General features: G+C 66.1%; 25 protein-coding genes and 4 pseudogenes. 15 read left to right on the forward strand and 14 right to left on the reverse strand.

Annotation, left to right across the window (positions count from 1 at the left end; all coding sequences use genetic code 11):
* Positions 1-106: 106 nt before the first annotated feature.
* From QWM81_RS12690 to QWM81_RS12705, 5 genes are all read right to left on the reverse strand, one after another.
* Positions 107-349, reverse strand: coding sequence for an acyl carrier protein (locus tag QWM81_RS12690; protein WP_290111935.1), 243 nt, complete (start codon positions 347-349; stop codon positions 107-109).
* A 43-nt stretch (positions 350-392) separates the two neighbouring features.
* On the reverse strand, positions 393-1,388 hold the full coding sequence (locus tag QWM81_RS12695) for a beta-ketoacyl-ACP synthase 3 (protein WP_290111936.1): 996 nt from the start codon (positions 1,386-1,388) through the stop codon (positions 393-395).
* Between the two features lie 1,509 nt (positions 1,389-2,897).
* A complete protein-coding gene (locus QWM81_RS29100; protein WP_353938291.1) occupies positions 2,898-3,188 on the reverse strand; it encodes a transketolase C-terminal domain-containing protein in 291 nt (96 codons plus the stop codon).
* Positions 3,110-3,679, reverse strand: coding sequence for a hypothetical protein (locus QWM81_RS12700; RefSeq protein WP_290111937.1), 570 nt, complete (start codon positions 3,677-3,679; stop codon positions 3,110-3,112). Before QWM81_RS12700 ends, QWM81_RS29100 begins: the two co-directional genes overlap by 79 nt.
* Positions 3,680-3,994: 315 nt before the next feature.
* On the reverse strand, positions 3,995-5,083 hold the full coding sequence (locus tag QWM81_RS12705; protein WP_353938292.1) for a polyprenyl synthetase family protein: 1,089 nt from the start codon (positions 5,081-5,083) through the stop codon (positions 3,995-3,997).
* Positions 5,084-5,228: 145 nt separating this feature from the next.
* On the opposite strand from QWM81_RS12705, the gene QWM81_RS12710 reads away from it, so the two are divergent.
* Positions 5,229-6,596 (forward strand): NsdA family TPR-like regulatory protein, encoded by a 1,368-nt coding sequence (locus QWM81_RS12710; RefSeq protein ID WP_290111938.1) that lies wholly within the window; start codon positions 5,229-5,231, stop codon positions 6,594-6,596.
* 194 nt (positions 6,597-6,790) lie between these two features.
* Here the strand turns inward: QWM81_RS12710 and QWM81_RS12715 are convergent, their stop codons facing one another.
* Positions 6,791-6,967 (reverse strand): hypothetical protein, encoded by a 177-nt coding sequence (locus tag QWM81_RS12715; protein WP_290111939.1) that lies wholly within the window; start codon positions 6,965-6,967, stop codon positions 6,791-6,793.
* Between the two features lie 660 nt (positions 6,968-7,627).
* Here QWM81_RS12715 and QWM81_RS12720 point away from each other — a divergent pair.
* From QWM81_RS12720 to QWM81_RS12735, 4 genes and pseudogenes are all read left to right on the forward strand, one after another.
* On the forward strand, positions 7,628-7,873 hold the full coding sequence (locus QWM81_RS12720; protein ID WP_290111940.1) for a hypothetical protein: 246 nt from the start codon (positions 7,628-7,630) through the stop codon (positions 7,871-7,873).
* A gap of 65 nt (positions 7,874-7,938) precedes the next feature.
* A complete protein-coding gene (locus QWM81_RS12725; protein ID WP_290111941.1) occupies positions 7,939-9,432 on the forward strand; it encodes an ABC1 kinase family protein in 1,494 nt (497 codons plus the stop codon).
* A 431-nt stretch (positions 9,433-9,863) separates the two neighbouring features.
* Positions 9,864-10,121 (forward strand): annotated as a pseudogene (locus QWM81_RS12730) (hypothetical protein); the annotation flags it as partial.
* Positions 10,122-11,488: 1,367 nt separating this feature from the next.
* Positions 11,489-12,190, forward strand: a pseudogene (locus QWM81_RS12735) (transposase family protein).
* A gap of 69 nt (positions 12,191-12,259) precedes the next feature.
* On the opposite strand, the pseudogene QWM81_RS12740 reads toward QWM81_RS12735, so the two are convergent.
* Positions 12,260-12,690, reverse strand: a pseudogene (locus QWM81_RS12740) (VOC family protein).
* Between the two features lie 156 nt (positions 12,691-12,846).
* On the opposite strand from QWM81_RS12740, the gene QWM81_RS12745 reads away from it, so the two are divergent.
* Complete coding sequence (locus QWM81_RS12745; protein WP_290111943.1) at positions 12,847-12,993, forward strand: hypothetical protein; 147 nt, start codon at positions 12,847-12,849, stop codon at positions 12,991-12,993.
* Positions 12,994-13,460: 467 nt separating this feature from the next.
* On the opposite strand, the gene QWM81_RS12750 is transcribed toward QWM81_RS12745, so the two are convergent.
* Positions 13,461-13,733 (reverse strand): hypothetical protein, encoded by a 273-nt coding sequence (locus tag QWM81_RS12750; RefSeq protein ID WP_290111944.1) that lies wholly within the window; start codon positions 13,731-13,733, stop codon positions 13,461-13,463.
* 550 nt (positions 13,734-14,283) lie between these two features.
* Here QWM81_RS12750 and QWM81_RS12755 point away from each other — a divergent pair.
* The 3 genes from QWM81_RS12755 to QWM81_RS12765 all read left to right on the forward strand — a co-directional run bounded on the left by QWM81_RS12755 (position 14,284) and on the right by QWM81_RS12765 (position 16,200).
* Positions 14,284-14,454, forward strand: a complete 171-nt coding sequence (locus QWM81_RS12755; RefSeq protein ID WP_290111945.1) for a hypothetical protein — start codon at positions 14,284-14,286, stop codon at positions 14,452-14,454.
* 413 nt (positions 14,455-14,867) lie between these two features.
* Complete coding sequence (locus QWM81_RS12760; RefSeq protein ID WP_290111946.1) at positions 14,868-15,905, forward strand: terpene synthase family protein; 1,038 nt, start codon at positions 14,868-14,870, stop codon at positions 15,903-15,905.
* On the forward strand, positions 15,889-16,200 hold the full coding sequence (locus QWM81_RS12765; protein WP_290111947.1) for a hypothetical protein: 312 nt from the start codon (positions 15,889-15,891) through the stop codon (positions 16,198-16,200). Before QWM81_RS12760 ends, QWM81_RS12765 begins: the two co-directional genes overlap by 17 nt.
* A gap of 270 nt (positions 16,201-16,470) precedes the next feature.
* Here QWM81_RS12765 and QWM81_RS12770 read toward each other — a convergent pair whose 3' ends face one another.
* On the reverse strand, positions 16,471-16,719 hold the full coding sequence (locus QWM81_RS12770) for an HTTM domain-containing protein (protein WP_290111948.1): 249 nt from the start codon (positions 16,717-16,719) through the stop codon (positions 16,471-16,473).
* Positions 16,720-17,136: 417 nt separating this feature from the next.
* Between QWM81_RS12770 and QWM81_RS12775 the strand changes: the two genes are divergently transcribed.
* The 6 genes and pseudogenes from QWM81_RS12775 (at position 17,137) to QWM81_RS12800 (ending at position 20,943) form a co-directional block, all read left to right on the forward strand.
* Positions 17,137-17,325 carry a hypothetical protein gene (locus tag QWM81_RS12775; RefSeq protein ID WP_290111949.1) on the forward strand — a complete coding sequence of 63 codons (189 nt, stop codon included), beginning with the start codon at positions 17,137-17,139 and terminating at the stop codon, positions 17,323-17,325.
* The gene (locus tag QWM81_RS12780) at positions 17,322-18,125 is read left to right on the forward strand and encodes a hypothetical protein (RefSeq protein ID WP_290111950.1); all 804 of its coding nucleotides are present in this window, start codon (positions 17,322-17,324) and stop codon (positions 18,123-18,125) included. The genes QWM81_RS12775 and QWM81_RS12780 overlap by 4 nt, the downstream gene beginning before the upstream one ends.
* Positions 18,122-19,048 carry a DUF6895 family protein gene (locus tag QWM81_RS12785; RefSeq protein WP_290111951.1) on the forward strand — a complete coding sequence of 309 codons (927 nt, stop codon included), beginning with the start codon at positions 18,122-18,124 and terminating at the stop codon, positions 19,046-19,048. Before QWM81_RS12780 ends, QWM81_RS12785 begins: the two co-directional genes overlap by 4 nt.
* A gap of 368 nt (positions 19,049-19,416) precedes the next feature.
* Positions 19,417-20,135, forward strand: a pseudogene (locus QWM81_RS12790) (IS110 family transposase); the annotation flags it as partial.
* 90 nt (positions 20,136-20,225) lie between these two features.
* Positions 20,226-20,507 (forward strand): hypothetical protein, encoded by a 282-nt coding sequence (locus tag QWM81_RS12795; protein ID WP_290112013.1) that lies wholly within the window; start codon positions 20,226-20,228, stop codon positions 20,505-20,507.
* Positions 20,508-20,511: 4 nt separating this feature from the next.
* Entirely contained in the window at positions 20,512-20,943 is a 432-nt protein-coding gene (locus QWM81_RS12800) for a cytochrome P450 (protein ID WP_290112009.1), read from the forward strand.
* A gap of 161 nt (positions 20,944-21,104) precedes the next feature.
* Here QWM81_RS12800 and QWM81_RS12805 read toward each other — a convergent pair whose 3' ends face one another.
* The 5 genes from QWM81_RS12805 to QWM81_RS12830 form a co-directional block, all read right to left on the reverse strand.
* Positions 21,105-22,208, reverse strand: a complete 1,104-nt coding sequence (locus tag QWM81_RS12805) for a SagB family peptide dehydrogenase (protein WP_290111952.1) — start codon at positions 22,206-22,208, stop codon at positions 21,105-21,107.
* 19 nt (positions 22,209-22,227) lie between these two features.
* Positions 22,228-24,393: a TOMM precursor leader peptide-binding protein gene (locus QWM81_RS12810; RefSeq protein ID WP_290111953.1), complete on the reverse strand. Its 2,166-nt coding sequence runs from the start codon at positions 24,391-24,393 to the stop codon at positions 22,228-22,230.
* Positions 24,394-24,471: 78 nt separating this feature from the next.
* Positions 24,472-24,588, reverse strand: coding sequence for an azolemycin family RiPP peptide (locus tag QWM81_RS12815; RefSeq protein WP_290111954.1), 117 nt, complete (start codon positions 24,586-24,588; stop codon positions 24,472-24,474).
* A 119-nt stretch (positions 24,589-24,707) separates the two neighbouring features.
* Positions 24,708-26,012 (reverse strand): FAD-dependent oxidoreductase, encoded by a 1,305-nt coding sequence (locus QWM81_RS12820; protein WP_290111955.1) that lies wholly within the window; start codon positions 26,010-26,012, stop codon positions 24,708-24,710.
* 385 nt (positions 26,013-26,397) lie between these two features.
* Positions 26,398-26,652 (reverse strand): hypothetical protein, encoded by a 255-nt coding sequence (locus QWM81_RS12830; protein WP_290111956.1) that lies wholly within the window; start codon positions 26,650-26,652, stop codon positions 26,398-26,400.
* Between the last annotated feature and the right edge of the window lie 102 nt (positions 26,653-26,754).

Below are 26,754 nucleotides of genomic sequence, written 5' to 3' on the forward strand. Positions count from 1 at the left end.
CGGCCTATGCCAGGCGGCGCCACGACGACGCGTAGGGGGAGGTAGGAGGTGCCTGCGCTGGCCCTACCCGAGGAGTCCTCGCGCGCCCCGCCTGCACGTGCGCGGGTCAGGCGTCCTGCGCTATTTCGGCGCAGCGGGCGACTGTGGTGTTCTCGACGTTGAGCAGGTCTTCGTCGATGGGATGGCCCAGAGCGTTTTCGAGTTGCTGGGCCAACTCCGTGATGGTCAAGGAATCCAGTCCGAGATCCTCCAGGAGCCTGTCGTCCGACTTGATGTCTTCGACCGGTCGCTCACTGAGGTGGGAGATGATGCTCTTAACCTGTACCAGGGCGTCGGGGTTGGCGGGCACGGGCCTCTCCTTTCATCGGGCTGTGAAGTCGATACGGTTTCGGCTACGGGCACAAAACGACTTGTGCCGCATAGGACAGACCAGCGCCGAACCCGAAGAGGAGGACGGGATCACCGCGGTCCACCTGGCCGCTCTGGCGCAGAGCGTGCAGAGCGAGGGGGACAGAGGCGGCCGAAGTATTGCCAGCATTGATCACGTCGGTGGCGGTCACCACGTTGGGTGCGTCCAGGCTCTGGCTCAGGGCGTTGATGATACGTAGGTTGGCCTGGTGCGGGACAAATGCCCGTAGGTCGGCCGGCCGCAGGCGCGCGCGCTCGCAAGCCGCCTGCATGACACCCGTCAGCTCAGCGGTGGCCCAACGGAAGACTTTGCGCCCGGCCATCTCCATCCGGCCTGTCGGACCCGGGATCTGAATCAGGTCTGCCAGTGCGCCGGCGCTTCCCCACGCGACAGGGAAGATCGACGTGTCTGCAGAAGGGACCACCAGTGCCGCTGCTGCCCCGTCTGCGAAGATCGGGCCGGTGTCACGGTTCTCGGGTGATACCCAGTCGGTCATGCGCTCTGAGCCAATGACCAGGACTCCCCGCGCGGACCCGGCCCGAACCAAGCCGTCGGCGACTGCCAGCCCGTGGCAAAACCCTGAGCATGCGGCGTTGAGATCGAACCCGGCTACAGCCGAAATCCCCATACCGACGGCGACCTGCGCGGCCCCATTGGGCATAGGAGAGGGCATGGAACAGGTCGCCAGCATCACCACATCGATGTCGTCAGTGCTGGCCCCGCAGTCCGCCAATGCCTCCTTCCCCGCAGCGATGGCCATGGCCACTACAGTCTCGGCCTCCGAGGCATGCCGGCGTTCTTCGATACCCACCCGGCTTGAGATCCACTGCGCACTCACTCCGGCCGCTGCGGACGCACTCTGGTTGTTCACTACCTCAGCGGGCCGGTAAGCGCCCAGTCCACTGATGCGGGAACCGGGGCTCGGCACCCCTACCCATGGGGCAACAGCTGCCCCCCGGCTCTTCAGATCCTCATTCATTTGACGCTCCAGTACGTTGCGGGACGGGGGCGCCACGCCATGCACGGTGCGATGCCTCTAGGCGCAATTCGGGCCGACGAGGCCGCAGGCGCCACCGTCCGAATCGAGAAGCCCATACTCACTCCGGCCGCAGCAGGAGGCGGACGCAGTAAGCGTCTACCCCAGGGCCAGAACGTGCACCGGCGGCCACGTGCCCCGGACGTGAGCGCGTTGAACGTACGAAAAAAGGCTGGGTGCGTCGCTCCGGAGGCGCAGGCGATCACTCCCACGAATCCGTGGGCGGCGGGTCAGCGCAACGTCTCGCGTGCAGTTGCCCTGTCACTCATGGAGCTACCCCACGAAGCTGCAGGAAGAGTTGCCGTCGCTGGTGTGAAGTAGGTGCCTGGAGCCGGGTAAACCGCTCCAGCAGGGAATTCACAAGCGCACAACCGTTCAACGTGTTCACGCATCTGTGTCATCCGTGCGCTCGCGTCTGATGCGAAAGGGTGGTGTTGGAGATCCCTCATGCTCGTCGTGCTTGCGTCAATCGTTGCGGCAGTTGAGTCAAAATTCTCGCGGGAACCCGTCACGTGTGTTGCCGCTTGATGCGAAGGCCGCCTCGCTTTACAGACCGGCCTGGAAGCCAGCTATGCCCAGCCCGCGCGATTGTGTTTGGTCTGCCGGCGCACACAGGGCTGCTGGCGCGCAGCCTCCTGGGTCGGCCGGCAGGGCATGGAGCAGACCTCGCGAGGCCGACGGAGATGAGCAAGACTGTTGGCCTACCTGCCGAAACGCGCCTTCAGTACTTTCGTAGCCAATCCGTGCAGGTGTACCCATGGACCTTGTCCGGGAGGCCCGCGTACCGGATCTGGCACACGAATGCCTCGCCGTGATGTGAGGTGATGAGGAAGATGCCGCCGATGGGACCCTGCTCCTTGGAACTGCTGGGCGCCCGGCAACCCATCCCCACGACTTCGGCCCCTTTCACTGCGAGATCGTGGCATTGGTAGGCGGTGGTAACGTCTGGATCTCCGTGCTCTGCCGCAGTTGCGGCTGTCGGCGCGGCCAGCGCTAGGGCGGGTGCGAACAGGACGGCTCTGGCTACCAGAGCACGTGCATCCCCGCTGGAACACCGTGAGGACCTGCAGGCGGCAGCCGGCCAAGTCGATGTGACCCGTGGGTAGCTCTCCCTGTGGTCTACGGACCGCAGGGGCCGACGCGCGCCACCGTTACTGCCACAAACATGGCACCGCCGCGTCGTTCCCAAGCTAGGTCCGCGAACTTTTTACCGGTGTGGGTGACCGTGACCGCCCGTGTGCGTGTGCACGAAAGAAGTGGGTTGCGCACATGCTCGCCATGGATGCGGAAGGGAAGGTCCACTTTCGTGGCCGCTCTGGGGTCGTTCTGTCCCCACAGGCGTCCGAGTGCCGCATCAGGCGGCACCCGTGTCCTTGGGACGGGCTCGCGAAGCCTGGAGAAGGGGGCCCAGGATCAACAACGGCACATGCACAGACTTGTCTTCGCCTTTGGTCAGCGCGGGCGGGCAGTGCGAGATTGATCCGGGTCACCGTATGCCTCCTGTACTTGGCTGGTTAGGGTGTTTGGTTCGAGCGCCAAGAACTGCTCAGGCGATGCCGTGCGAGTCCAGGCCTGCCTGGGCGAACAGGCTGCTGCGGGTGCTTGGGGGATGAACATGCCGGGCACGCCGAGGGTACGGACCGGAATCCTGCTGCCTGCGTCGCTCAGAGCGCGGGTGATGGCGGCGCCCATGCCTCCATGGCGTGTGTTGTCTTCGAGGGTGATGACGGTGCGGTGGCGCACGGCCAGTCGGAGGAGTTCCTGGGATACCGGGAGTACCCAGCGTGGGTCGATGAGGGTACGCGTTCCCCCAGCCCCGTGCTGTGCGGGATTTCACCGAAGGTGCCTTCCAACTCTTCGTGCTCGGCGTGGACGGTCAGCAGGGTGGTCTCACCACGGGCGGCGAAGCCGCGGGCTTGCGCGCTTGCCTTGGTGACCAGCCGGCAGGTGCCGCTGACGACGTTCACTCCGTGATGCTGATCCCCTGGGCGTATTCGGGGATAGACGCTGTGGGCGGAGGAGACGACGCGAGCACCGGCAGGTACGCGGGCGAGGTCATCGACGTGCACCGTGCCGTGCCGTTGCAGATCGTCCACGACATGCGTGTCGTGGACGATCTGCTTGCGCACATGGACCGGCAGGCCGGGCGCCGTGTTCTGCTCAAGGGGGGCTTCGGCGTCGTCGACGGTCCGTTCCCCTGCGGCACAAATAGAACGGGGAGAAGGCAGCAGCACCGTACGCGGCCGTAGCAGTCCAGGCCGGGCCTCATCCACGTTGGGGCAGGCGGCCGTACCTCCGTCGGCTCCCGTAGCTGCGACAGCAAGCCCAGCGGGCGGTTTCTGCCCGCCGAATAGGCGGGCAACGGTTATCTGCGTGTCCTGCGGCCCCGAGAGTTGTTGGGGACCACGCGGCTGTACCGGCCTGATACGGAGACGGTGCGCCTGCCGGAGTAGCAGGACCTCATCGCTGCGCAGACGAGGGTGTGGGGCGTGTACCGGGTACAGCTGTGGAGAAGGGCTATCCATGATCGGGCCGCTCCTTGGACCGGGTCAGGCAGTGCGCGCGCTCATCAGGTCAGCGAGCGCGGTCAGGTCCCGGTACGCTGCGGTGTTCACGTCGACGGCCTCCCTCAGGATTGCCAGCGCCTGCTGCGTCTCCTGGCGCACGGCGTCCCGCGCCGCATCAGCCCCTCCGGCCTGTTCCACCAGGCTGACGGCTTGGCCGACGTCATCAGCCCGGGGCGCACCCTCAGCGGCGTAAAAGGCCCGCAGCTGACGGGCGGCTGCAGTGCGCGCTGTCAGTGCCGCGAGGACGGGATAGGTCTTCTTGCGTGCTACCAGATCACCACCGACCGGTTTCCCGGTCGTTTGCGGATCACCGAAGATACCCAGCAGATCATCGGTAATCTGGAAGGCCATGCCGAGGTGGTGGCCGAAGCCGGCCAAGCGCTGGGCTCGTTTGGGCCCAGCGCCTGCGGCGAGTGCTCCTAACTGACAGGCGGCGGCTATCAGTGCACCCGTCTTGCCGGCGGCCATCACCCGGTATTCAGCGAGGGTGACGTCACAGCGCTTCTCGAAGGCGACGTCTGTGGCCTCACCCTCGATCAACTCCAGGACGGCCTGCGTGAGTACCTCCACACAAGCCGCTGGGCGACGGCAGGACGGTCGGGTGAGTTCCAGATGTGCCGCGGCCAGCAGCGCGTCCCCGGCCAGGAGAGCGGCAGGAACACCGAACGCCTTCCACACCGTCGGACGGTGCCGGCGCATCTGGTCACGATCGATGATGTCGTCGTGGATCAGGGAGAATGCATGCACGAGCTCTACCGCCACACCTGGCCCTAGTGCATCGTCCGCTCGGCCCCCTACCGCCTCGGCACAGGCGAACGCCAGAGCCGGCCGAAGCGCCTTTCCGGCCGCAGCCTTGGTCGCGTGACCGTGTACGTCCAGCCATCCAAAGTGGTATCCCGCCATAGTCGCCATCTGCGGCGGCAGGTGTCGAGTGCACGCTCGCATGGCAGGTGTCACACGGTCGCGCGCTCGCGCCAGCGCCAAGCGTGCCAGGTCAGCGGCCTGTTGCGCGGATGTCGTCGATGTCAACGGTCCTCCCCAGACGAGATCGGTAACCCGTTGGCCACCCATGTGGGGGGGCTCTGGACAGTCCGGGCCCGACAGGTGTTCCGTTGAATACCCGTCCGACAGCGAGTGAACGTGATCCACCGCATCAGCTGCGTGAGCGCGTTGAAAGCCCTGTCACAGCGGACCCACGAGAGGTGGAGAACCATCTATGGCACGCCACGAACCCAACCAGCGCCTGGCCGCGCTGCTCGCCGAAGCCCGTTGGAGTGGGGCGGAGCTGGCAAGGGCGGTCAACACCCTGGGGGCGGCCCAGGGGCTGAAGCTACGCTACGACCGCACTTCGGTCGCGCACTGGCTCACCGGCTCCCGCCCGCGCCAGCCGGTGGCTGATCTAGCCGCAGCAGCCCTCAGCCGCCGCTGCAACCGCCTGATCTCCGCCGAAGAAACAGGCCTCCTCCAAGCCCCACAAACACTGGCCCCCTTATCACACCACTCTCACGAGAAGGGTGACGCCGTGCACCGCCTTGCGTCCCTGTGCCGCGCAGAAGCTGACCCCGTACGCAGAGCGGTGCTCAGCGCATCGGTCTACAACCTGGCCACTGCCACGTCCGTTCTCGAATGGAAAACCAAGCCGATGCCACCACCACGATTACGCGGGACCGGCTTCCAGCCGACGCCGCTTGACGTGGAGCGGCTGCAAGATATGGTCCGTCTCTTCGCCGAGCTCACCGAACAGTACGGCGGCGCCCACGCACGCTCTTCCCTGGCCGCCTACCTCGCGGATGACGTCAGCAGCGTTCTGAGTGCTCCCGCGGCACAGGACGTACGCCGTGAACTGTTCGTCTCTGCTGCTCAGCTGACCCACATTCTGGCCCGCATGACCAACGACGCAGGCCAGGCGGGCCTGGCGCAGCAGTACTACACCGTCGCGCTCAGCGTTGCGCAAGAAGCAGGTGCGCCAAGCCTCTACGCGGTTACCCTGCGCGCGATGAGTCTGCAGGCCGTGTGTCTGGGGTATCCCCAGCAAGCTTGGGAGCTTGCCGACGCGGCGGTAGACATCGCGGGACCGCACGCCCAGCCAGCCACCCGCTCTTTCCTTTTGAGCCAGCGGGCCTTCGCCCAGGCGTGCCACCAGCACCACCGACGCGCTGCTCTCGCCGACTTGATGGCTGCCGAGAAGGCGCACGAGCACGCCAGCAGCCCTGCCGGCCCCTTTACCGCCTATCCCAGAGCCGGCCTGGACTACCAGCGCGCCCAGACATTCCTGGTTTTGGGGGAAGCCCGTCAGGCCACACAAGCGCTCGTATCCGCGGTCAATACGCGCCCGGAAAACCAGCACCGCACCAGCGCCATCACCCACGCTCGCTTAGCCGAAACTCTGCTGCACGCAGGGCACCTGGAAAATGCCTGCCAGCACTGGCACACCTTCCTCGACCACTACGCCCGTCTGCGCTCGGAACACGCTACACAAGCCTTCCACCAGCTCCGAAGGACCCTGCGCCCGTACCAGCATGAACGGCACGCCACAGCAGTCCTGCGTCGCGCACAGGCTCTTCAACACGCGTCTCTCCTCTGAGCGGGCAGCATTGGGCTGCGATCCAGTGCCAGGACCAGCACGGGGACGGGGCACGACGGCGGAGCAAGAACACCTGACGGCAGCGCGCACAGAGGGCGTACGAAGTGGGGCGGCGCGGAACAGAGGCCAACGACCTTCCACCTGCGCCGAGGCCTGGCGCCCGGCGGGGTACTTCACCTGACCTCGTGCTGCTTTCATTCGGCCGGACGAGATGCGACATGCCCGGCCGCCGCAACCTCAAGCCCGCCAAGCGCCACATTGGACTTGCTTTTCTCGGTGGGTAGACCTTCTTCGGCAGCGCCGATGCATGTTGAATGAGACTGCCGTGTCAGAAAACCGGACACGACAGCATAGAGATACGGATCGTCCATGGACCACTTATATAGGCGGCCACGCTGTAGACCTAATCTCGATCGCCTCCGACCGGACCTTCAAGGGGAGAAACGATTCTCAATTTGAGCATGCGTTCTACCCGAGATGTCACTTTCAAATACGCAGGCAGTCAGGGAGCTGGTCGGATTGCCATAACTGTCTGCAGGCGCGGAAGTTTTTCATGCGACCATTGGCTTGTCCGCTCGCTGGCCCTGAGTATAGGCAACCGTCAGACGTTGTCATGGGATAGTGCCGGGCTGAACGGTGTTCGTTCGCCGTGCTGTCCCGTCGTTCGCCGTGCTGTCCCAAGTCAGGACCTTGAAGGCCGAGGGCAGTCCGCAGGTGCCGGGCCTGACATGTGCGTCCTGACTACCGATACCCAATGGCGGTAGCTGCACGCGAGTTGGCTCCCGCGCGGGCATGACCTGCCAAGGGCGCCTGGTCGCCCGGAAAAAGGCCGGCTGCGGGACCAGTTGCACACGGTGCTGCTGTGGCGGCTGCAGCCGAACGTCACCCTTGATCGTTCAACGCGTTCACGTCCAGGACTCCCGAACCTCTTACCCGCCGCGTCTCTGTGGAGTGTTCTGGACCTGGCACCCAGCAGCGTGTGTCTCGACGGGGGGTGCCACTCACTCTGTATCGACGGGAGATAACCGGACATGGCCAGAAGAAGGCGAAGGCAGAACCTGATCGACGACTTGCTCGACCGGACCGATGACGCGAGCCGCGACATGACCAGGGTCACGCGCCGGACACTCACGGGCCGGAAGAAGAAGAGGAACAAGAAGGCCAGTGCGCGGAAGTGGGCCAAGCGCAACAACGAGGCCATTGAAGCTCTGGCGGTCCAGCTGGACCGGTACATCAAGCACGACCGGGAGATGGCACAGTCGCGCGGCAAGGCGTGACCGGAGCGCAGGGCACCTACGTCTGCGCCAACTGCGCTGAAGGCCGGACGAGGAGGGCAGTCTAGGTGGCTCAGCAGCGCGGGCGCCGTGCCTTGCACATTCTTGGCCGCCTCAGCGCCCAGGAGGCGTCTCGGGCGGTCAAGAGCCGGTGGACGCGGCGTATGGGGGGGCCGGCAGAGGTAAGCGCCGAGCAGCAACGAGCCGTAGCAATCCGCCTGGCGCTGGAACAACTGGGCCCTCTGTACGTGAAGATCGGTCAGATCCTCACGACTCGGCCCGACTTTGTACCTGACTATGTTCGTGAGGAGCTTGCGCTGCTGACGGACCAAGTCACGGTCCACCCCTTCGCCCAATTCGCGGCAGTGCTGGAGAAGGAGCTCGGCGCTGACTGGCCTGCCTCCTTCAGCTCTTTCGAGACCGAGCAGCCATTGGGGGCGGCTTCTCTGGCGCAGGTGTACCGTGCCACCCGCAGGGACGGCACTCCCTGCGTAGTCAAAATTCAACGACCCGGATCCATCGAATCCGTTCTCGGTGACATGCAGGTCCTACGCCGCGTTGCCAAAGTGATCGGGCGCGGGGCACCCCGCTTCAACGAAGTCATCGATACCGCGGCCATGCTCGACGTCGTATTTCGCGCCATGGCGGACGAGTTGGACTTCACTCGAGAAGCCGACAACATGAAGGACGCCAGAAAGACGGCTCGCGAGTACAAGACCATCAAGGTGCCAAAGCCGATTCTAGCCACTCCCCGCGTTTTGATCCAAACGTTGGCCGATGGCCAGTCCGCCAACCGCCTGAAAGAACATGAGTTAAGCACCAAGCAGCGGAAAAAAATGGCCAAGGAACTGATGGCCTACGTAATGAAGAGTTACTTCACTGACCGCGTTTTTCACGCTGACCCGCATCCGGGCAACGTACTGATCAGCCCGAACGGCAGGGCTCATATAATTGACTGGGGCATGGTCGGCCGACTGGACCGCAGTACGAGCGCTGCAGTACTGGGAGCCATGGTTGCCATGGCTCACAACGACGGACCAGCTCTTGCGCGGTCCTGGATGCAGCTCGGCACCACGCTGCCCTGGAGTGACGTCGGGGGATTCATCTCAGATATAGCGCGGTTCGTGCCTCATGTGACGGACGCCTCCTTGGAGAAGCTGAACTTCGGGGTAGCTTTGACCAGCGTGCTGGTTTTCTCCACCCGTCGAGGAATACAGACGTCTCCCAACATTTCCATGATAGGGAAATCAATCGCCAATCTGGAGGGTACCGTTCGCTGCATTTACCCTCGTCTGAAAATGGCGGACACTATCCGGGATGTTCTGCAAGACATCCTTACTGAACTCATGTACGACAGCATCTCACGGGAGCAGTTGGCGCTGCACGCGCTCACAGTTCTCGACGGCCTCTCCCAGAGTCCGAGAGAAGCCAGCGGAGTGCTTACCGACATGGCTCAACGTCAGCTCGCCGTCCATAACCACAACCGGCTGCAAGACACTCGTATAAACAGGGCGGGATACGCCGCCGCACTTATCGCTTTGTACAAACGGCGAGCTCGGTAAAAAACTGCCTTCCACAAGCCGCATCTCACCTCAGCATATCTCTGTCGTCGCCGCATCACAGCCGCATCGGAGAGCGAGGACACAAGGAGTGACTGAACTCCTCCGCAGGAATTGAATAGGCGATACCTCAACAAGCGAGCGACCAGTCCCGGGACCGATGTCCGGCAGACGGAGACCTCCGATTCGCTGGTGGACCTGTTCATCAGCTCGTGCTGAAGATCAACTCCCGTGCGGAGCGGTCGCAAGGAGCTGAACGCTGAGCTGAGGAAGGTCCGCGGTAGGCGCTGCTGCGTGTCGCGAAGGCGGCGCGCTTGAAGCGGTCCCGGCACGGTGCGGCGGGTGATCTTTCCGGTGGTCGGCGGGGAGAAGACGCTCAAGGCTCTGGCCAAGGTCGCGGGTAACGCAGCCACGACAAGGTCCGGCTCCGCACGGCACTGCGATTGTTGTACTCAGCGCACTGGCGGCGGATGCTGTCGCCGCTGCTGAAGGCCCTGACGTTGAAGTGCAACAACACCGCCTATCGGCCGGTGATGGACGCGATCGACCTGTTGAAGTGGTGCATGAAGCACCCGCTGCAGGAGGGGGCGTTCTTCGACCCGGCGGAGACGGTGCCGCTGGAGGATGTGGTCCCCGGTCAGTGGCGGGCGACGGTGATGGACGACAAAGGGTCGTGTCGAGGGAACCTGTAGAGCTGTGTGTCCTGGTGGCGCTGCGGGACGCGTTGTACCGACGGGAGCTCTGGGCGGTGGGGCGAACCGATGGCACAACCCGGGGACGACCTGTCCGCCGACTTCGAGGACAACCGCGACGTGCACTACGCGGCTCTGGGCCTGCCGCAGAAGGTGCAATTTCATCACCGCGCTCCAAGGTCCTCCGCACTGGCTCGAGCCGATGTCCGGTCAGGTTTCATAAGGGCGACCGGCAGCAAGGCTGCCTAGTCCATAAGGGAAAATCTCCCCTTGAGCGGTCCGGACCGACACCGCTAAGTGAGCCGGCGTCCGTGAAAAAGCGTTTCAGCCTGTGTTATGGACGTTTATGTGTGCGAATGTCCAGCGCCCTTCACCGGTGCCAGTGCTCTTCACTGTCCCGGTAGTCAGAAATCGCAAACAGTGCTGCCGGTAGTAAGCCGGTAAAGCGTCAATGTCCGCTGACCTCCCGCGGTGGCCCCATTCCGTCCTTTGAGTTGCAGACATACGACGCCCCTGCACTGCCCCTCCGTAGGGAGAACGACATGACTACTGACGCCGCCTTGGTCTCGGGACTACTGCACCTGAATGGATTCCTCGGCTCAGCGCTTCCACGTTAAGAAGGAAACGCGCCTGGAGTTGATCCAGGCGTCGCAGTCAACCAGCGAGAAGCACACCGAAGTGCACGCTTTGCTTTTTCCAGTGCTTGGCGGTATGCGTTCAACACGTGCATGCGCTGCAGCGATATCATGGTAGACACCCTCGAGCCGAGCTGGTCAGATGGAGAGAAGTCACATGAACGGTTCGCAACGCTGGACCTGCGGCCTGTGCGTAAACAGAAGCCGAGGAGCCACAAAATGCCACACCATGAGGGCCGACTAATCTTGGCGAGATCGCAATACAATGCATCAGCCATCTCGTAGGTGAAACCGACCAACCATGGCTTTCCCTGCCTGTCTTCTGCTGGCGAGTCACGAATGAATAAACTCCGAGTATTCATTGGTTCGTAACGCCCAACCAAGAGGGGACGCTCATGTTCTCCCGCCCGCATAGTCTGGTTTTCTGGATCGCCCTCATCATACTGTTGTACATAATCGCCACAGCACCTACAGAATTGGCTCACGCCGTCCTGGCTGTCGGTGCCACTATCGCAAGATTTTTCAGCGGCCTCAGTGCCTTTATCGAGGAGCTTACCTCGCGATGACGTCCCGGCACCTGCGACCCCGCCCGGTGCCCGCAGACCAAGGACTCTCGTGCACGGTAGCGACTGGATTCTCTCGCGCGCCCTACGTGACGGTCTCCTCATCAGTCAACAATCCTTACCTAAGAGCTGTCCCGTAGCTGCTGGTCACGGGTGAGATGATCTTGTCGTGTCTGGTGTGATCACGGCGTCGGAGCCCTCTTGGATAGCCCCGTTCACCGGGCTGAGCGCACGTCAGTTCAGCAAGCTCGTCAACGCGTTGCGGCGTGAGGATGCAGAGCCGGGCCGGCAAGGGCCGGACGTGGAGCCTGCCGCTGGAGGACCGGGTGCTGCTGGTGGCCGCGTACTGGCGCACGAAACTGACCCTGCGCCAACTGGCCCCGCTGTTCGGGGTGTCGAAGTCGGCGCCGACCGTGTCATCGACCACCTCGGGCCGTCGCTCGCGCTCCAGCAACGCAGAAGGTTCCGCAAGGACGCCGTGCTGATCGTGGACGGCACCCTGGTCCCGACCCGCGACCACACCATCGCGGAGCAGTCGAAGAACTACCGGTACTCCACCAACCACCAGGTCGTCATCGACGCCGACTCCCAACTCGTCGTCGCCGTCGGCCGGCCGCTGCCCGGCAACCGCAATGACTGCAAGGCGTGTGCGAAGGCCGCCGTCGGCCGGGCCACGGTCATCGCGGACGGCTGCTATCGGGGCACCGGCCTGCTCATTCCGCACCGCCGTGAACGCGGCCAGACCGAACTGCCAGCTTGGAAAGAGAAACACAACACCTCCCACGTTCGTGACTGCCGTCTGAAAGGCGACGGCGTTCACACCGCCATGCTCGGCACCGCCCGGCTGCACAACCTCGCCCTCGCGGGATAACTCCCGCCCCATACGAGACCAGAGAGGCCCAGGGGAGGTGGCTCCCCACCTCCCCGGCACGGAGAACGTTCAGTCGATACAGAACTCGTTGCCCTCGATGTCCAGCATCGGGATGCACGACTCATTTTCTTCATCGGCGTACAGCGTCTGCACGTGGGGGTTGCGCCGAGCGCGACCAGTCGTGCGCACTCGGCTTCGAGCGCGGCGAGGCGCTCGTCCCCCATGAGCCCGGTGCCGACCCGGACATCGAGATGCACCCGATTTTTAACGATTTTTCCTTCGGGGACGCGCTGGAAGTACAGGCGCGGGCCCACGCCTGAGGGATCACTGCAGGCGAACCGTGATCCCTGCTTTTCAGGAGGCACAGGGTGCGGTTGTGATCGTCCCAAGTAGTGAACCCCTCCGGTGGCGGCGGTATGACGTACCCCAACACTTCACAGAGCGAGGCGCTCAGGTTCTGCGCAGTCAAAGGTGACTTGGAACTTCTTGATCTTCGACATCGGCGCACCGTGCCGCGTACCAGGGGGATCCTGCCGCTCATTTCCCCAGGGCCGATCCGCCCGTCTCCACCGTCGCATCCTGGGCCGCCTTGGACACCAAGTGATCAAGCCGAACAGTCCACGAGAACGATGCGACCGTGGCGGCGGAGCGCTCCCGTGGCCCCCCAGGACCCAGTCCTGACCAACCACCTTCAGGCCGAGATCAGTTGCGGGACAACTCTTAGTCAGCAGGGGGTGGTGGTGACGGCGGAGCTGTTCGGGCTCGCGGTCAGGCACCGGTTGTCCTGCCAGATCTTCCCGTAGGGCGAGCCGTGGAATTCCATCGCCAGTTCTGGCCTGGCGCTTGGGCCACAGCCGCAACAGGTGCCGGGTTGACGACAGTCAACCCGGCGATGGGCAACAGCTGTTGTAGTGGCGGGCACGATCTCACTGGGATGCCACGACGTCTTCTCCTCACTCATGGCTTCTGTCTACGACGGCGCTGCGCACGGCGCGACCCGGGCAGGCTCGGGGGGTTCGCCGGAGCCCGCGCGCTCGGAGTAGCACAGGCCCCGGCGAAAGCGGCAGCAGCCGTAGGGCCCCGTCCTGTCATCGGACCGCAGGCTGCCCTCTCTGTCTACGGGCCCGGCCGCACCGACGCGACCGGCGGCGAGCAGCTCGCCTACGGCGATCACTCGTCCAGGCGGTCCCGAGGCGAAGTTCACATACCAGTTCCGCAGCCCGCCGCTCGTGTAGAAGGCGTTGATGCTGAACCAGGCCGCCGGCGGCTTTCACAGCAGCAGCTCGGTCTCCTGCCACACCGCGTCTGCGAGCACCCACGTGCCGGTCGCCATCGCGTCGAACGCCTCCTTGCGCACCGCCCGGTTGCCCTCCGCGCGGGCCCTGACGTACAGCGCGGGCCAGCGAGTCTCGGCTCCCGGCGGGCAGGCGGCCACCAGGGCCTCGCTGGGGTCGGCGACGACGCGCGCGTGCTCGCTCCACACCCGGCCTGAGCCGTGTACGTGGCGCCGTACGACCGTCTCCCCTGACTCGAAGGTTCGCATCATGCCCTCCTGGGTGTTGGCACCGGCCGGGGCGACTGGTCAGGCGCAATCACCTCAGCGCGCCCGGCCAGGGTGGGCAAGCCGCTGTTCGGGCGCGACTTGCCCAGGCTCCCCTTGGGCTTGCCCAGCAGATGAGGCCGACTCCCACAGCGGCCGGGCAAGCCTCGTGCCGTCGCAGTGGAAACACCGGCCGCCCCCGGGCGTGCTTCGGGCACCGATGGTGCCGACGGCGTGGCACAGGAGCCGGGTGGGCCCGTCGCCCTTCACCTCCTCGAGAACGCCGGCGATGGCGGCTCGGTCGGCGATCGCAGTGGCGTCCGGGCGGGTGATTTTCCCTCGCGTACGCGGGCGCAGTTCAAGCTGCGCGCGCCCAACTCCCCTGACTGCAGCTCCCATTGACAGAATCTCATGTGTTCTGTCATGGCCAGTCCGAGAGGTGATCTCATGCGACGAACCGAGTACGACGAGGGCCAGGCCGCCAAGCGCCTGAAGGTGCCCGCAGCCACCTTCCAGTTGGGCCCGGCACACCGGGCTCATCCCGGACCCGGACGTGTCTTCTTGGCAGTGGTGCCGGGCCGCTGTGGAGGCGCTGGACGCCGACACCATCCGGGCAGCGATGCCCTCTCCGCCGGTCTCCGGCGGCGCGGCGGCGGACCGGATCGCCGAAGCGCTCGGCACCCCCAACGTGGTCGGCGAGAAGGCGAACGCGCCGACCCCCTGACCGCCGGGTGTGACCTGCGGAAACGTCCGGCTCTTGGCGTCGGGGCACGGAGGGGGTGATGGAGGGGTCTACGGAGGGGGTCTGTTCCGGCTCGTCGGCAGTGCTGGCCACGGAGTCCTCCTGGTGGTGGGGCGGGCTGATCCCGCCGGGCACCTTCTGCAGGTTGGCTTTCCGGCCACCGTGTCAGCCGATCTTGGAAAACCTGTCGGCCGTAACTGTCGGCGTACTCCTTAACTTCAATGAGTACGCCGACACAAGGATTCAACGCGTTCACGCCTTTTCTGTAGTCAGAGGGTGGTTGCTGTCCGCTGTTGCCGCTGTAGTGAACGTATCCAGCCTCTCCGTGCGCCTGCCGATCCGATGGCGACCGCAGCCGTCAGCCTCTGTGGGAGATCAAAACCCGGTGGTGGTCAATGCTCTATGCCAAGACGATTGATGTCTCCGAGTTACGCTTCCGCCCTCACCCGGCCGCGGCTGTAGAAGCCAGCGGCCGACGTGTGCAGCAGTGGGTCAAAGACCGGGGACTGACGGGCTCAGAGGAAGCGTTCGCCTGGTACTGCATGTGGGACACCGCTCGATTCGTGGGCAACAGCTACCCGCATGCCGACCCCGGACGCGGCATGGATTTGGTGGGCAAGCTGATGGCCGTCACGATCCTTTTGGACGACCAGATTGATGAGTCGGCCTCCGTTGGCAGGTGTGTCAACGCCATCACGCCGTTCCTGGAGATCGTGCGCACTGGCGGAGAGACGGTACCGCGCGCTAACCAGCCGCTTCATCAAGCTTTCGCAGAGGTTCTGCGTGAGGCGCGCGCCTGCGCCTCGGACGCCTGGTGGCGGCGTGCGGCCAGGAACTGGGAGATGGGCCTAATCGCAGTAGCGCACGAGACCCTCAACCGCGAGGTGCGAAGGAAGCCCGCGCCGCGTGACGTGTACCTGGACATCCGCCGTAGCAGCGGATTCATGGGGCCCTTTCTCGACATCTTGGAGCCTGCCGCATCCTTTGAGCCATCGGCCCTCGCTTACTACTCACCGCAGCTGATGCTGATGCGTCGCATCACCACAGACCTCGGCAACTTCATCAACGATGTCTTCTCCCTGGAGAAGGAACTTGCCCGGGGCCAGTACGACAACCTCGTCCTGGTCTTGTGTGAAGAAGAAGGCATCACCGTCCAGGAAGCCATCCCCAAAGCCCTGGACACCATCCATGCACGGCTATGCCGATTCGTCGAACTGCGTAGCGAGCTACCGGCTGTCTGCTCCCACCTCGGCCTCACCTCGAGCGACACGGAAAGCAGCATCCGCTACGCGGACGCCCTGGAAATGTGGGTAGCTGGGTTCGAGCCATGGCAGCGCACCAGCGCCCGCTACACGCAGGCATTGGACCAGCGGCCCCAGCACGAGGCGTGGGCGCGCGAGAACCTGCTCGGCGCAGTTGAACCATCCGTATGACCCGCGACGTTGGCAACGCCGCCTGCTCCTGCGCTACGTCCACCGCTGCCTGCCAGCCCTCCGTGACGGCGAGCAAGTCCAGGCGCTGCGCCAGATCTTCGTGCAGAACTACTGCATCGACGCCCAGGACCGCCCGCAGTGGCGGGAGGTGCAGGACGCCGGTCTGCCGCCCTCGGCCGTCGCCATCGTCTCGCCCTATGACCTGAGCGTCCGATACGCGCGCCGGGGCCAGACCCCCTGGAAGGGCTTCCTCGCCCACTCACCGAAACCTGCGACCCCGACGCGCCGAGCGTGATCACCGACGTGACCACCACCAAGGCCGCCGTCCACGACACCAAGGCCCTCCCGGAATCCTGGCCAGCCTGAACCACCGGAACCTGCTGTCGAAGGTCGAAGGAGCACTTCGTCGACGGCGGCTACCTCTCCGTCGCGCTGAAACAGCAGGTCGCCCGTGAACACGGGGTCGGCCTGGTCGGACCGATCCGGGCCGGGAGCACCCGGCAGTCCCATAAGGGCACCATGTTCCACCGCGAAGCCTTCGCGATCAACTGGGATGCGAAGCAGGTCACCTGCCCGCAGGACAAGGTGAGCCGCCGGCGCTTCCAGTGGTGCGCATCTGGAGGGTTGAGCCGAGCGGCAGGCAGAGGACGAGGATTCCGCCGGACATGGCTAGGGCGAAACTCCACATGCCCATCATCAGAGCGATGGAGAGGTGGAAGAGGAGGCCGGCGCTCATGGCCCACCACCGCAGCCGCTGTGGGAGCAGCGGGGAGATCACCATGCAGCCCTCGATCACGAGGGGGAGCCAGGTCATCATCGCCACTGGGCAGGTCCCTGGAAGGGCGCACGACGTGGGTCCGGCCCCCATGAAGCATGCCCTCATGTACGAGCCGGGCGGTCGTACGCAGAGCTCCGCGCACCACCATGTCCCGATCCTCCGGTGAGCGGGATGACGGCAAGTGCGGCGGCCATGGCGCCGCGCGTCAGTGCGGGCATCACGGACAGAGGAATAGCGGGCCGCGTCAATGATGGCGTTCACTCGTTTGGGCTAACCGGGTCGGGTTTTGGTTTCTCCGGTTGGGGCGCCATTGCGGGCGTGTGTGCGCCGTGTATCTGAGGAAGGGCGCCCAAGGCTCCTGCGTCGAATGGATAGCCCTTTCCGGTTGTGTTGGTATGGGTATGTCCGAGGTGCTGCGGTGGTAGCGCCAGCCCTGATCGAAGGGAATAGACAATGATCAGCCAGGCTGTCAGGCCTACGGGCCTCACGCTCGACCCGGAGACGCTCGAAGGCCTGATGACTCAGGCAGAAGCGCCGCTGAGCGATGCTCCGGCACCCCTGCAGGCAGATGCCCGGGGGGCCGGCCTTATCGCGCTCGCGCTGATCAAGAACCTCCCTCGGAAGGAAGCCGACCGCCGGTGATCACTGAGCGGTCACGCACGGCCTACACTTTGTCGGCCGACCGCTTGGCCCGCCGTGTCTTCGACGTCCTGCGGGACGTCGAAGACACGGGCATTGCCGCTAACCACGTGGAAGACGCCGCAGCCAAGTCCGCAGAACAGACGGCAGTGGCGCTGGGCGCGGTGCGTCTGCTGGGAGCGGATGTCCTGGCACCGTACGTACTGACCGGCCGCACCCCGCCTGTCGGTGAGACGGCTGCCATCAACATGGCACTCAATGCTCTGCCTCCCGCCCAGCCGCCGCCTGCGGCGCCGCCCGAGGGCCGTGAGGAGCCCTGGGTGAGGGCTTGGGTCGACTGGTCTCTGGTTACTGTGCTTGCCCGTGTCGACCCTGGAGACGTGCTGGTGGTGGCCCCGGTCCCTGCCGGGCCGCCGCTGTATGACGGCGCCGCACCCCGCCGTCGCCCGCCCACCGCGGAGGGCGGCTCGGACGGTCACACACGAGAGGGCTGGGTGCCCTGGTCGGTACGGTTGGGACAGCTGTCGTCACTGGCCCTGCCCGGGCTGGACGGGCCAGTCCACCAGGCAGCACGATCAGGGGCCATGGGGCTGGCCCGCGGTGCCACACGGGCCGTGCTGAGGCGTGATTTCCTTACCGCCGCACGCATCACTCGCTGGTTGGCCTGGCTACAGGCCGAACACGCCCGCCTTCCGCTGGACGTGGTTCGGCTGACGGAGCACATCGCCCTACTCGGTGGTAGCGAGCGCATCACGCTGGAAACGGCGATCTCCCGCCGACTGCTCGGCCTGGAGCCCGCATGAGCACCCCTGTCGCACGCATCGCACACGATGTCAGCTCCCGAGCTCTTGCCTGGCTGCACGCCAACCGTCACCACGGCAGGCTCTCCTGCCTGCCCAGTACCGACTTCGAAACCGATGAGACCTACAAGGCGCTGGGCGAGACAGCCCTCGCCGCCTCGCTCGTGCTCCGCAGCGGAGTCGCAGGAGCAACGGAACTCCACCTCGCCCGCGCATTGCTCGATTTCAGCTGGCAACAACTGGGAAGCGGCACTCTGCTCTACGAGCGGCTGCTGCACCACCCCCTCAAAACAGACCCTCTTGAGACGTACGCTCACTTCGTTCGCGGAGGCTACAGCCATCCACAACTTGCCAGGCTGCTGGCCCACACAGTAACCCTGCCGTCCACACACGCCGCAGAGCTCCTGCCTAACCGCCGCCTCGCCGTCGCCAATGCCATTCGCGTCTGCCGGCTGGACCACGGCGACGGAGCGCCCGACTGGGAGAGCCTGACCCGGGCCACCTGGCTTGGCACCACACCCGACCCTTGGCACATCGACTGGGTGACCGGCTACTACGCCACCCACACCATCTACCACCTCACCGACTGGGGACGGCTCCCTGCCTTCCTCCCTCCAGACCTCGCCGACTACGCCTCCACCTGGCTCCCGGTATGGATCGACATCTGGGCGGAGACCAGCCAGTGGGACCTGATGGCAGAACTGATGATGGCCGGGGACTGCCTGCCCGTACCCCGTACCGATCCCAACGACTGGCAACTTGTGGCCAACCTGCAGCACCAGGACGGCATGATGCCTTGCGACAACCAGCCCATCAGCGACGATCCAGTGGAGCGCTTCATCGACCATCAGCACACCACCATCGTGGTCGTGATCGCGGGAACGCTCGCTCTTGCCCGGGCCCTGGACCGCCCACCACCCCACTGAGGTTCTTTGAGGTGGTTCGGCCCGGCCCCGAGTTCGGGCTTGCAACGAAAATCTCACCAACCACGTCTCGCGGTCCATCGCTGAAACCGTCACAGCTCGTGTCGCGGAAGAGACCGAAGTGAGCTAAGACTAAGCTCGTCCTACCTTCCAAGCGTGGGTTTGAGAGGGTCATTCGTAAGATCGTCGGGCCCAGGGGTTCCGGGTATGGCTGTCAGCTTGTCGCCGTCTGATGGCTCAAATGACTTGGCCGCCCGGAGCTCCGCGACGACTCGACCGCTAATTTGGATACGGGACTCGATCGTTCTGTAGGACAACGTCGGCGAGGTCGTCTGCGGGACTGTTGCGACGACGAGCTGGGGGAGGTAACCGTGCCCGAAATCTGGGCGGGAGTGGACATCAGCAAGGAACACCACCACTGCGTGGTGATCGACGTGCAAGGCGAACGCTCCTGTCGCGGCGGGTCCTGAACGACGAGTCCGCGCTCTTGGAGCTGATCGACGACGTCCTCGCGCTCTCCGAGGACGCGCTGTGGGCAGTGGACATCAACCACGGCGGTGCCGCCCTCCTCATCGGCCTGCTGCTGGGCCACGACCAGCCGATGGTCTACCTCACCGGACTCGCCGTTCACCAGGCATCAGCTGCCTACCGCGGCCAGGGCAAGACGGACGCCAAGGACGCCTTCGTCATCGCCGACCAGGCTCGCATGCGCAAGGACCTCGGTGCTCTGCGCCTCGGCGACGAGATAGTCGTCGACCTCAAAATCCTGGTCAGGCGGCACACCGACCTCGTCAACGACCGCACCCGCCAAATCAACAGGCTCCGCGAGCAACTCCTGCAGATCTGCCCGGCTTTGGAGTGGGCCCTCAGCCTGACGAACAAGGGGCCCGTCCTGTTGTTGACCGGCTACCAGACGCCGGCAGCCATCCGTCGCAGCGGCGTCAGGCGGATCGAGACATGGCTGAAGAACCGCAAGGTGAAAGGTGCCGCCACGCTCGCCCAGGTCGCCGTCGAGGCAGCCCAGGCCCAGCACACCTCACTGCCTGGCGAAACGCTGGCCGCGTCGATGGTGGCCCGCCTCGCGAAGGGGTAAGTGCTGGACTCCATCAAGGCTGCCCTTGTACTCGCTGGCGCCGGCGTGCACCTACCCCGCTGGTGGCCCAGTTCGATGCGGTAGCGGGTGCTCACCACTCGCCGCCGGGTGCAGACCGAACTTCGCGTTCTGCTCACCGATCGTCGCCCCGAAAACCAGCTGCCGAGCGACAACCCGACCTTGTTGGACAACCTGCGACCCTCCTCCGTTCCCACAGATCTGGCGATCGAGGTCATGGCCGAGGCCCTGGCGAAGAGACTGCCCGCCACGGCCAGCGCCTGGTGCTGGCTGCTACACGACCTGGCTGCCCATCCCGGCGACATGGCACGCATCCGCGCCGAGGCCACTACCCGCCACGGGATCCGGTAATGAGCTGCCGTACACCACAGCGTTCGTCCGTGAGTCGGTGCGCACTCCCCCGCCCGCTTGGCTGCTGGCCCGCGACATGACTGCGCCGACCGCGGTCACCGACCGGTGTACCGCCCCCGCCGACACGGCCATCCTGATCAGCCCGTACCTGATCCACCGCGACCCCCGTCACTGGCCCAATCCGGACCGGTTCAACGCCAGCCGGTGGACGCTCCCGCACACCAAGCGTCACCGCTACGCCTATCTGCCCTTCGGCGCCGGGCCCCGGGTCTGCATCGGCCTGCATCTGGCCGAGGTCCTGCTCACCCTGACCGCCGCCCGCATCACCACCCACTATCAGCTCGCCGTCTCCACCCCAGCCACTGCGCCGACCTTCAACTCGGTGCTGCTGCCGAGCCGGCTTTCCCTCCAGCTCACACGCCGCGCTCCGGGGTGACGCTCAGAGGGGGCTTGTTGGTGTGCGGGGTAGTTGCTGGCCTGGCTATGTTTCTGTCCGACGTGGTCACGCGAGTTCGCCGGGTTGTACGGGGCAGGCTCTCTTGAGGCGTCTCCAGCAGATGAGGCCGCAGGCGAGGGAGAAGAGGGCGTCGAACGCCCTCACTTCTGAAACACCCTTGGCGGGGCAACTTTTTCAGTGGTCCCCTGGAGGGGCGTCACTGCCGCGGGTGGGCTGCTCCTGTCGGGCAGTCCGAGAGCCAGTCCCCCGACGTGGATTAGACGGTCCCGGTACGGGGCGAGGAACGGGGCGCTCAGCGAGGCGTCGATCGCCCCGACCGGGCAGGCGGCCAACCCCAGGTCGGTGGCGGTCAGGCACAGGGTCTGCATGAGGCAGCCGGTGTCGCGGTAGATCAGGGTGAGCACCAGGCGGGAGTACTTCCAGGCGGTGCGCTCCGCGCATGAGGTGAGGTAGAGGCTGACGGGCGGCGGTGCTTCCATCACGGCCGGCGTGACGATGAACCTTTGCTGAAGCGCCGTCAGGCTCTCCTCCCAGGGCGCCAATTTGGCGAGTCCGTGGCCAAAAGGGTCGTAGTGGTAGGCGCCGGATGCAAGGCCGTCCACGTCCCGTGCCAGAACGTGGATCTCCAGGCTGTGGCGTGCGCCGCCCGACGGGGTGGGGCGCTGGGTCTGCTGGTACGCGAGCGGCGGCAGGCGGCCGCGGACCCGGGCGGCGCGTTCCAGGCAGGCTGCCAGGGTGGTCAGCGGCACCGGCTCGGCGGCGTAGCGGCGGGTGCTGCGACGCTCGGCCAGCACCGTGGCCAGGGGGCGGCTGTCCGTGCCGTCGGCGCCGGGCAGCGGGATGGTGGTGGTGGCCTCGCTGTGGTGGAAGCGGGCGGGTGGTGAGGCGCCGAGGTCCCGCCCGGTGAATCCGCCGGTGCCCGCCTGCCGGTGGACGGCCAGTTCGTACGGGCTCCACCCGTCGTCCGGCTCGTCCTCGTCGTCGGGCGGGCAGCGTCGGACGATGCCGGCGTCGGCCAGCTTTTCCAACAGCGCGGCCACGGGACCGGGACCAGGCGACTCGTCCCAGAGGCCGTGCAGATCCTCGGCCGTGTGGGGCCGGTCGAGGTGGGACAGGAGCCCGATCAGGGCGGGGCGGACGCTGAACACCCGCCACTGGCGGCAGTCGCGCAGGACCAGGCCCGCGTCGTGTCCCCATTCGGGAATCACGTCGGGGTTGCGACGGTAGCGCTGGTGATGGCTCATGCGGGCCTCCGAGCGGTGGTCACAGGAACGGGTGCGGCATGGGGTTGAGCTCCTCCTCCGTGAGCGGACTGGTGCGTGCGCTCATCGAGACGGGGGCCTGGAAGACACGGGGGCCACCGCGGCGGTGGAAGTCCCGGCGCAGCGTGATGGGGCACAGCCCCGGCACGATGGTGCGTAACACCGACACGCCGCACTCGTGCACGTCGATGGGGGTGATGTCGACGGTGATGGTCTCGTGCCCGGTGGCGGCCAGCCGTTCGACCGCTTCTGTGAGCTCGGCGTGTGTGGACGACAGGCCCGGTCGCGGAGGCGGCGGCGGGTGCAACGGGCCGTCCTCGAAGAACCGGAGATGGTGGAGGCGCTCGGGCGAGCAGTAGTAGCGTCCGAAATCCATGGCGGTGCGCAGGTCCTGGTTGGGTTCGGGGACGCCCTCCGTTTCCAGCGTGGTTTCGACGGAGTACAGGCACAGGCACGCTTCCTCCAGGGCTCCCTGGATGGCGTCGTGTATGTCGAGGGCGGCCCTCGCGGCGTGGCTGACGACCGGCCGATCGGCGGTGCCGGTCAGTACCTGCACCCCGGCCACGGGGATGCCCAGGTCGGTGGTGAGGTCCTTGCAGAGGACGCGGGCGCCGGTTGCAGTTAGGCGCGCGGCCATCTCGCGGGCCGGGCCGTCGGGGAGGACGGACAAGTCCAGGGTCGGGAGGGTGAGCCGGTTGGACCAGAAAATGACAGCCGCGTCCCGCTCCACCAGCTCCATCAATCCACCCAAGGCCGCGTGCGAGGCGTTGCGTCCGGCGGCCAGCCCGTTGGAGATGGAGTCGAGCCATGGCTTGTGGCCACGTGGGAAGTGGTAGGGCAGGTAAACGGCACAGGCGGGTACGTAGCGTGGGCGCCCGGTCGTCAGTGAAACGCCCCGGACCCAGTCGATTTCGACGTCCGGGTCGAAAGGGCCGTAGTGGGGCAGGCGTTCGTACTCCGCGGCCGAACCCAGGGGAAGTGTGCGGGGGTCGACAGCCGCCTCGCCCAGCGCGGCGAGGGTGGAGCGCACCAACGTCGCCGGGTCGTAGACGCCCGCCGCGTACCGCTCCATGGTCTCCCCCAGGGCGCACACCCGGGCGGTGTCAAGATCCCATTTGTTCGCGGCGCCCTGCGGTTCCGCCTTGACGGGGGAGAACCAGGTCGTCGTCGGCATTCCGGTGGTGTAGACGCTCGTGGTGGCGCCCGGTTGGCCGTCCTCGCGCACAAGCATCCCGGCCACCAGTCCGGTCAGCGGGTCGACGGCATGGCGCATGCGCTCCCAGTCGGTGCCGCTGTCGCGCTCGGGCACGGCTTCGGGCGCCGCCTCGAAAGTCGCGTCGCTGCGGGTCGTGGGGTGGACGTCGGCGGGGCAGCCCGGGCAGTGGGGCGTGTGCAGCAACCGGTGCCGGGTGCACTCCAGCGACGCGTGATCCAGCTCCACCAGGCACGGGGGCTCCTGGGGGGCTGAGCCAGACAGGGCCCTAAGGGTTTCATGGGCAAGCGTGCCGGCAGCGATGGCTGTGGTGGGCCAGGCGTCGCTGTCCGCCGCGCCCAGGATGACGTCCAGGGGCAGGTCGGCGATCGCCTGCCAGGTGTGGTTGGCGCGAAGGCGCCGGACCAGGCACACCGGGCATGGGGTGGCCGGTGGGTCCAGCCGGCTGAGCAACAGCCGGGTGGGCGTGCTCAGGTAGGTCACCACCGGGCTGCCGGTCTTGCTTGCCCACCGGGCCCAGTCGCTCAGCTCGCCCTCGTCGGCCGACAGCGGCACCAGTGCTGCGCGTGCCGCAGCGGTACTGGAGACCGTGGCGCGCTCGACCTGTACCCCTGCCGCCACCAGCAGCGCACGGACACTGTCCTGCACAGGGCCGTGCCCGGCGAGCAGCACGGTAGGGTCGGCAACTTCGTACAGCGGATGGGCCGGCGTATGGCCGCTTTCGGCGAGCAGTCCGCGTCGGCGCAGTCCGGTCACGGCCGGTTCGGGCAGGGCGTCCAGGCCGACGAAGTCGTCAACGCCCTCCGGTCGGCCCGGGAGGAAAGCTCCGCGCAGCCGCAGCGTGCCGGTGCTGGCACAGACGTACAGCAGACCCGATCGTGCGAGGAACCGGACATCGAGCCGGGGGGTGATCGACGGAGCGGAGGCGGAGGGCTGGCTCGGCTGGGCGTTCATGGCGGCTCACCTTCGGCAGGGTGGGGGGCGAAAGGCGTGTGCCCCGCCCCCAGTGGAAACGGGGCACACCTTGATCGGCTAGTCGGCCCTCTCTTCCCCGTCCGACACCGCGCTGGAGCAGGTGGTGTGGCAAGCGGCCGTCACCTCGGGCTCCGGAACGGCCATTTCCTCGAACAGGTCGTTGATGTCTTCCATCGCTTGACTCTTTCCGTGGAGGTGTATGCACGCCAGGCTCCGAGCCGGGACGCGCATCTGTCGGAGAAGTAAATCCCCCGCGTCGTGCACCGCAATCCGGCGTGGCGAGGTTACGCCATTCAGGAGACTTCATTCTGCTTACCGGGGGCCCCCGAAAGCGTACGCAAAAACCCTTCCCGGAATGGGGGATCGTCCAGCGCCACCCGAAGTCCGGCCGTCTGCTGCTCGGACTCCGCCAGCCGCGCGTGGCGCAGGTTCTCCTCGTACGGGGCGGCAAACCGGCTCTCCAGCGCGGTGGCGTACCGCGCCAGCGCCGCCGCCGTCCGCTCCCGGTCGCCGAGACCGCCGCGGCGCCCGTCACACTGGCCGTCGGCGAGGCACTGGTCGAGAAGTGCCGCTTGCTCGAAGGCGTCGGCGATGCCCTGCGCACCGAGGGGGTCCTTGTGGTGCGCGGCATCCCCCACCAGCGCCCATCCCGGTCCGGTGGGCCGGCGGAAAAAGTTGGGCAGGTCCCCGCAGCAGTAGAGGCGGTCCTCCCGGCGGCCCTCGGCCACTGCCTCGCGGAGTTCGGGCGCTGCCCTCGCGAGCAGGTCGAGATAGAGCCGGTCCCGCTCGGAACGCGCACCGAGGGGGTGATCGACGGAGAACTGCACGTTGATCAAGGTCAGGCCGTCGTGTGTCGGGATCGCGGTTCCGCCGACGCCCTTGCCGAGGAAGAGCCGCAGGGACGCACCGTCCACGCCGCTCCAGTACGTGTACCACGCCCGGGTGAGCCTGCCGTCCCACCGCGTGTACGGGGCGCCGACCAGGCGTGCCACCGTCGAACGGCGTCCGTCCGCGCCGATGACCAAGCGGGCTCGCTCGACGCTCGGCCGCCCGTCGGATGCCCGGCAGGTCACACCGGCGACCGCGCCATCCTCCCAGTGGAGTCCGGTGACGGAGACGCCCTGGCGGAATTCGGCACCAGCCCGGACCGCTCCCCGGGCGAGCACCTCGTCCAGTGCGTACCGCCGTGGTGCGCAAACCATCCGCGCGTCCCCGTCCGCCGGGACCGTCCCCTCGACCCGTATCCCGGGGGCCGTGAACGACAGCTCCGTCAGCGGCGGGCAGCCGGTGGCCAGCACCTCGTCCAGCAGGCCCCACTGTGCCAGCAATTCCATGCCACGCAGATGAATGAAGAGCGTGGACAATGTGTCACAAGGAAACTCTGCCCGTTCCAGTATTAGTACGCGGTATCCACGCCGAGCCAGCAGCATGGCTGTGGTTGATCCCGCGCACCGAGCACCCACGATCGCCACATCGAACAATATCCACCCCGAAAAGGAAGAACAGCAAGGCAAATGGCGGGCCGGGCGATTTTCCCTCCGAAGTGCCGCCCCCTCTTGTCTTATGCGCCGTTCGACCGGCGTGGAACCCAGCGGCATCGCACCTGGCAGGAACTCGCCAGCCGCTCAGCCTCCGCCCAGCCCCCGCCGCCTTGAAGCCGCGCAGGCGCAGGCTGTTGCCGATACGTGCAGGCCGGCCGTGGCCAGGCCGAGCCGTACCTGTTCCGGCCGGCCGCCCTTGCTGGTCCATCCCGCGGCGGTGGGTCGTCGAGCCCCGCCCGTACGAGCCAGCAGCCAGCAGGGTGTGGGCATCCGTGATCAATGAGGAGGCGTTGTCCATTAGCGCTGCCAGTGCGATACAGCACCGTGGTCATCCCAAGCTCATTTGCCACAGCGATGTTCTCCTCCCGATCGTCCACGAAAAGGCACCAAGGGGCCCGCCGGCCCCGGCAATCGAGGTCGGCGGGCCGGGGTGTGCTGGTGATCACGGTGTCGAGACGCACTCCTTCTCGTTGACGTTCGTGCCCTCGGCGCTGACCTTGGCGTCCCCGCACGCCTTGGCGTCGCCGCTGTCGCTGACGCGGTAGTCAGCGCCATAGCTGACGGTGTTGCCCTGGGTGCCCGTGACGCCGTTGGTGGCGCCCTGAATTACTGCGTGGGCGGTGCCGGCTCCGAGGAGGGGGAGGGCCAGGGCGGCGGTCAGGGCGGCGGTGGCGGCGAGGATACGGGTTGAGATCATGATGGTTTCCTTTCAGTTGTCCGGTGGCTGGCCTGGTGGGGCCGGTACCGGAGTGCTGGTGTTGTGTGGTGGCGGGGCTTGAGGGGCCCCGCCGCTTGTGCT

The sequence above is a fragment of the Streptomyces ficellus genome (assembly GCF_030406405.1).
Taxonomy (GTDB): domain Bacteria; phylum Actinomycetota; class Actinomycetes; order Streptomycetales; family Streptomycetaceae; genus Streptomyces; species Streptomyces ficellus_B.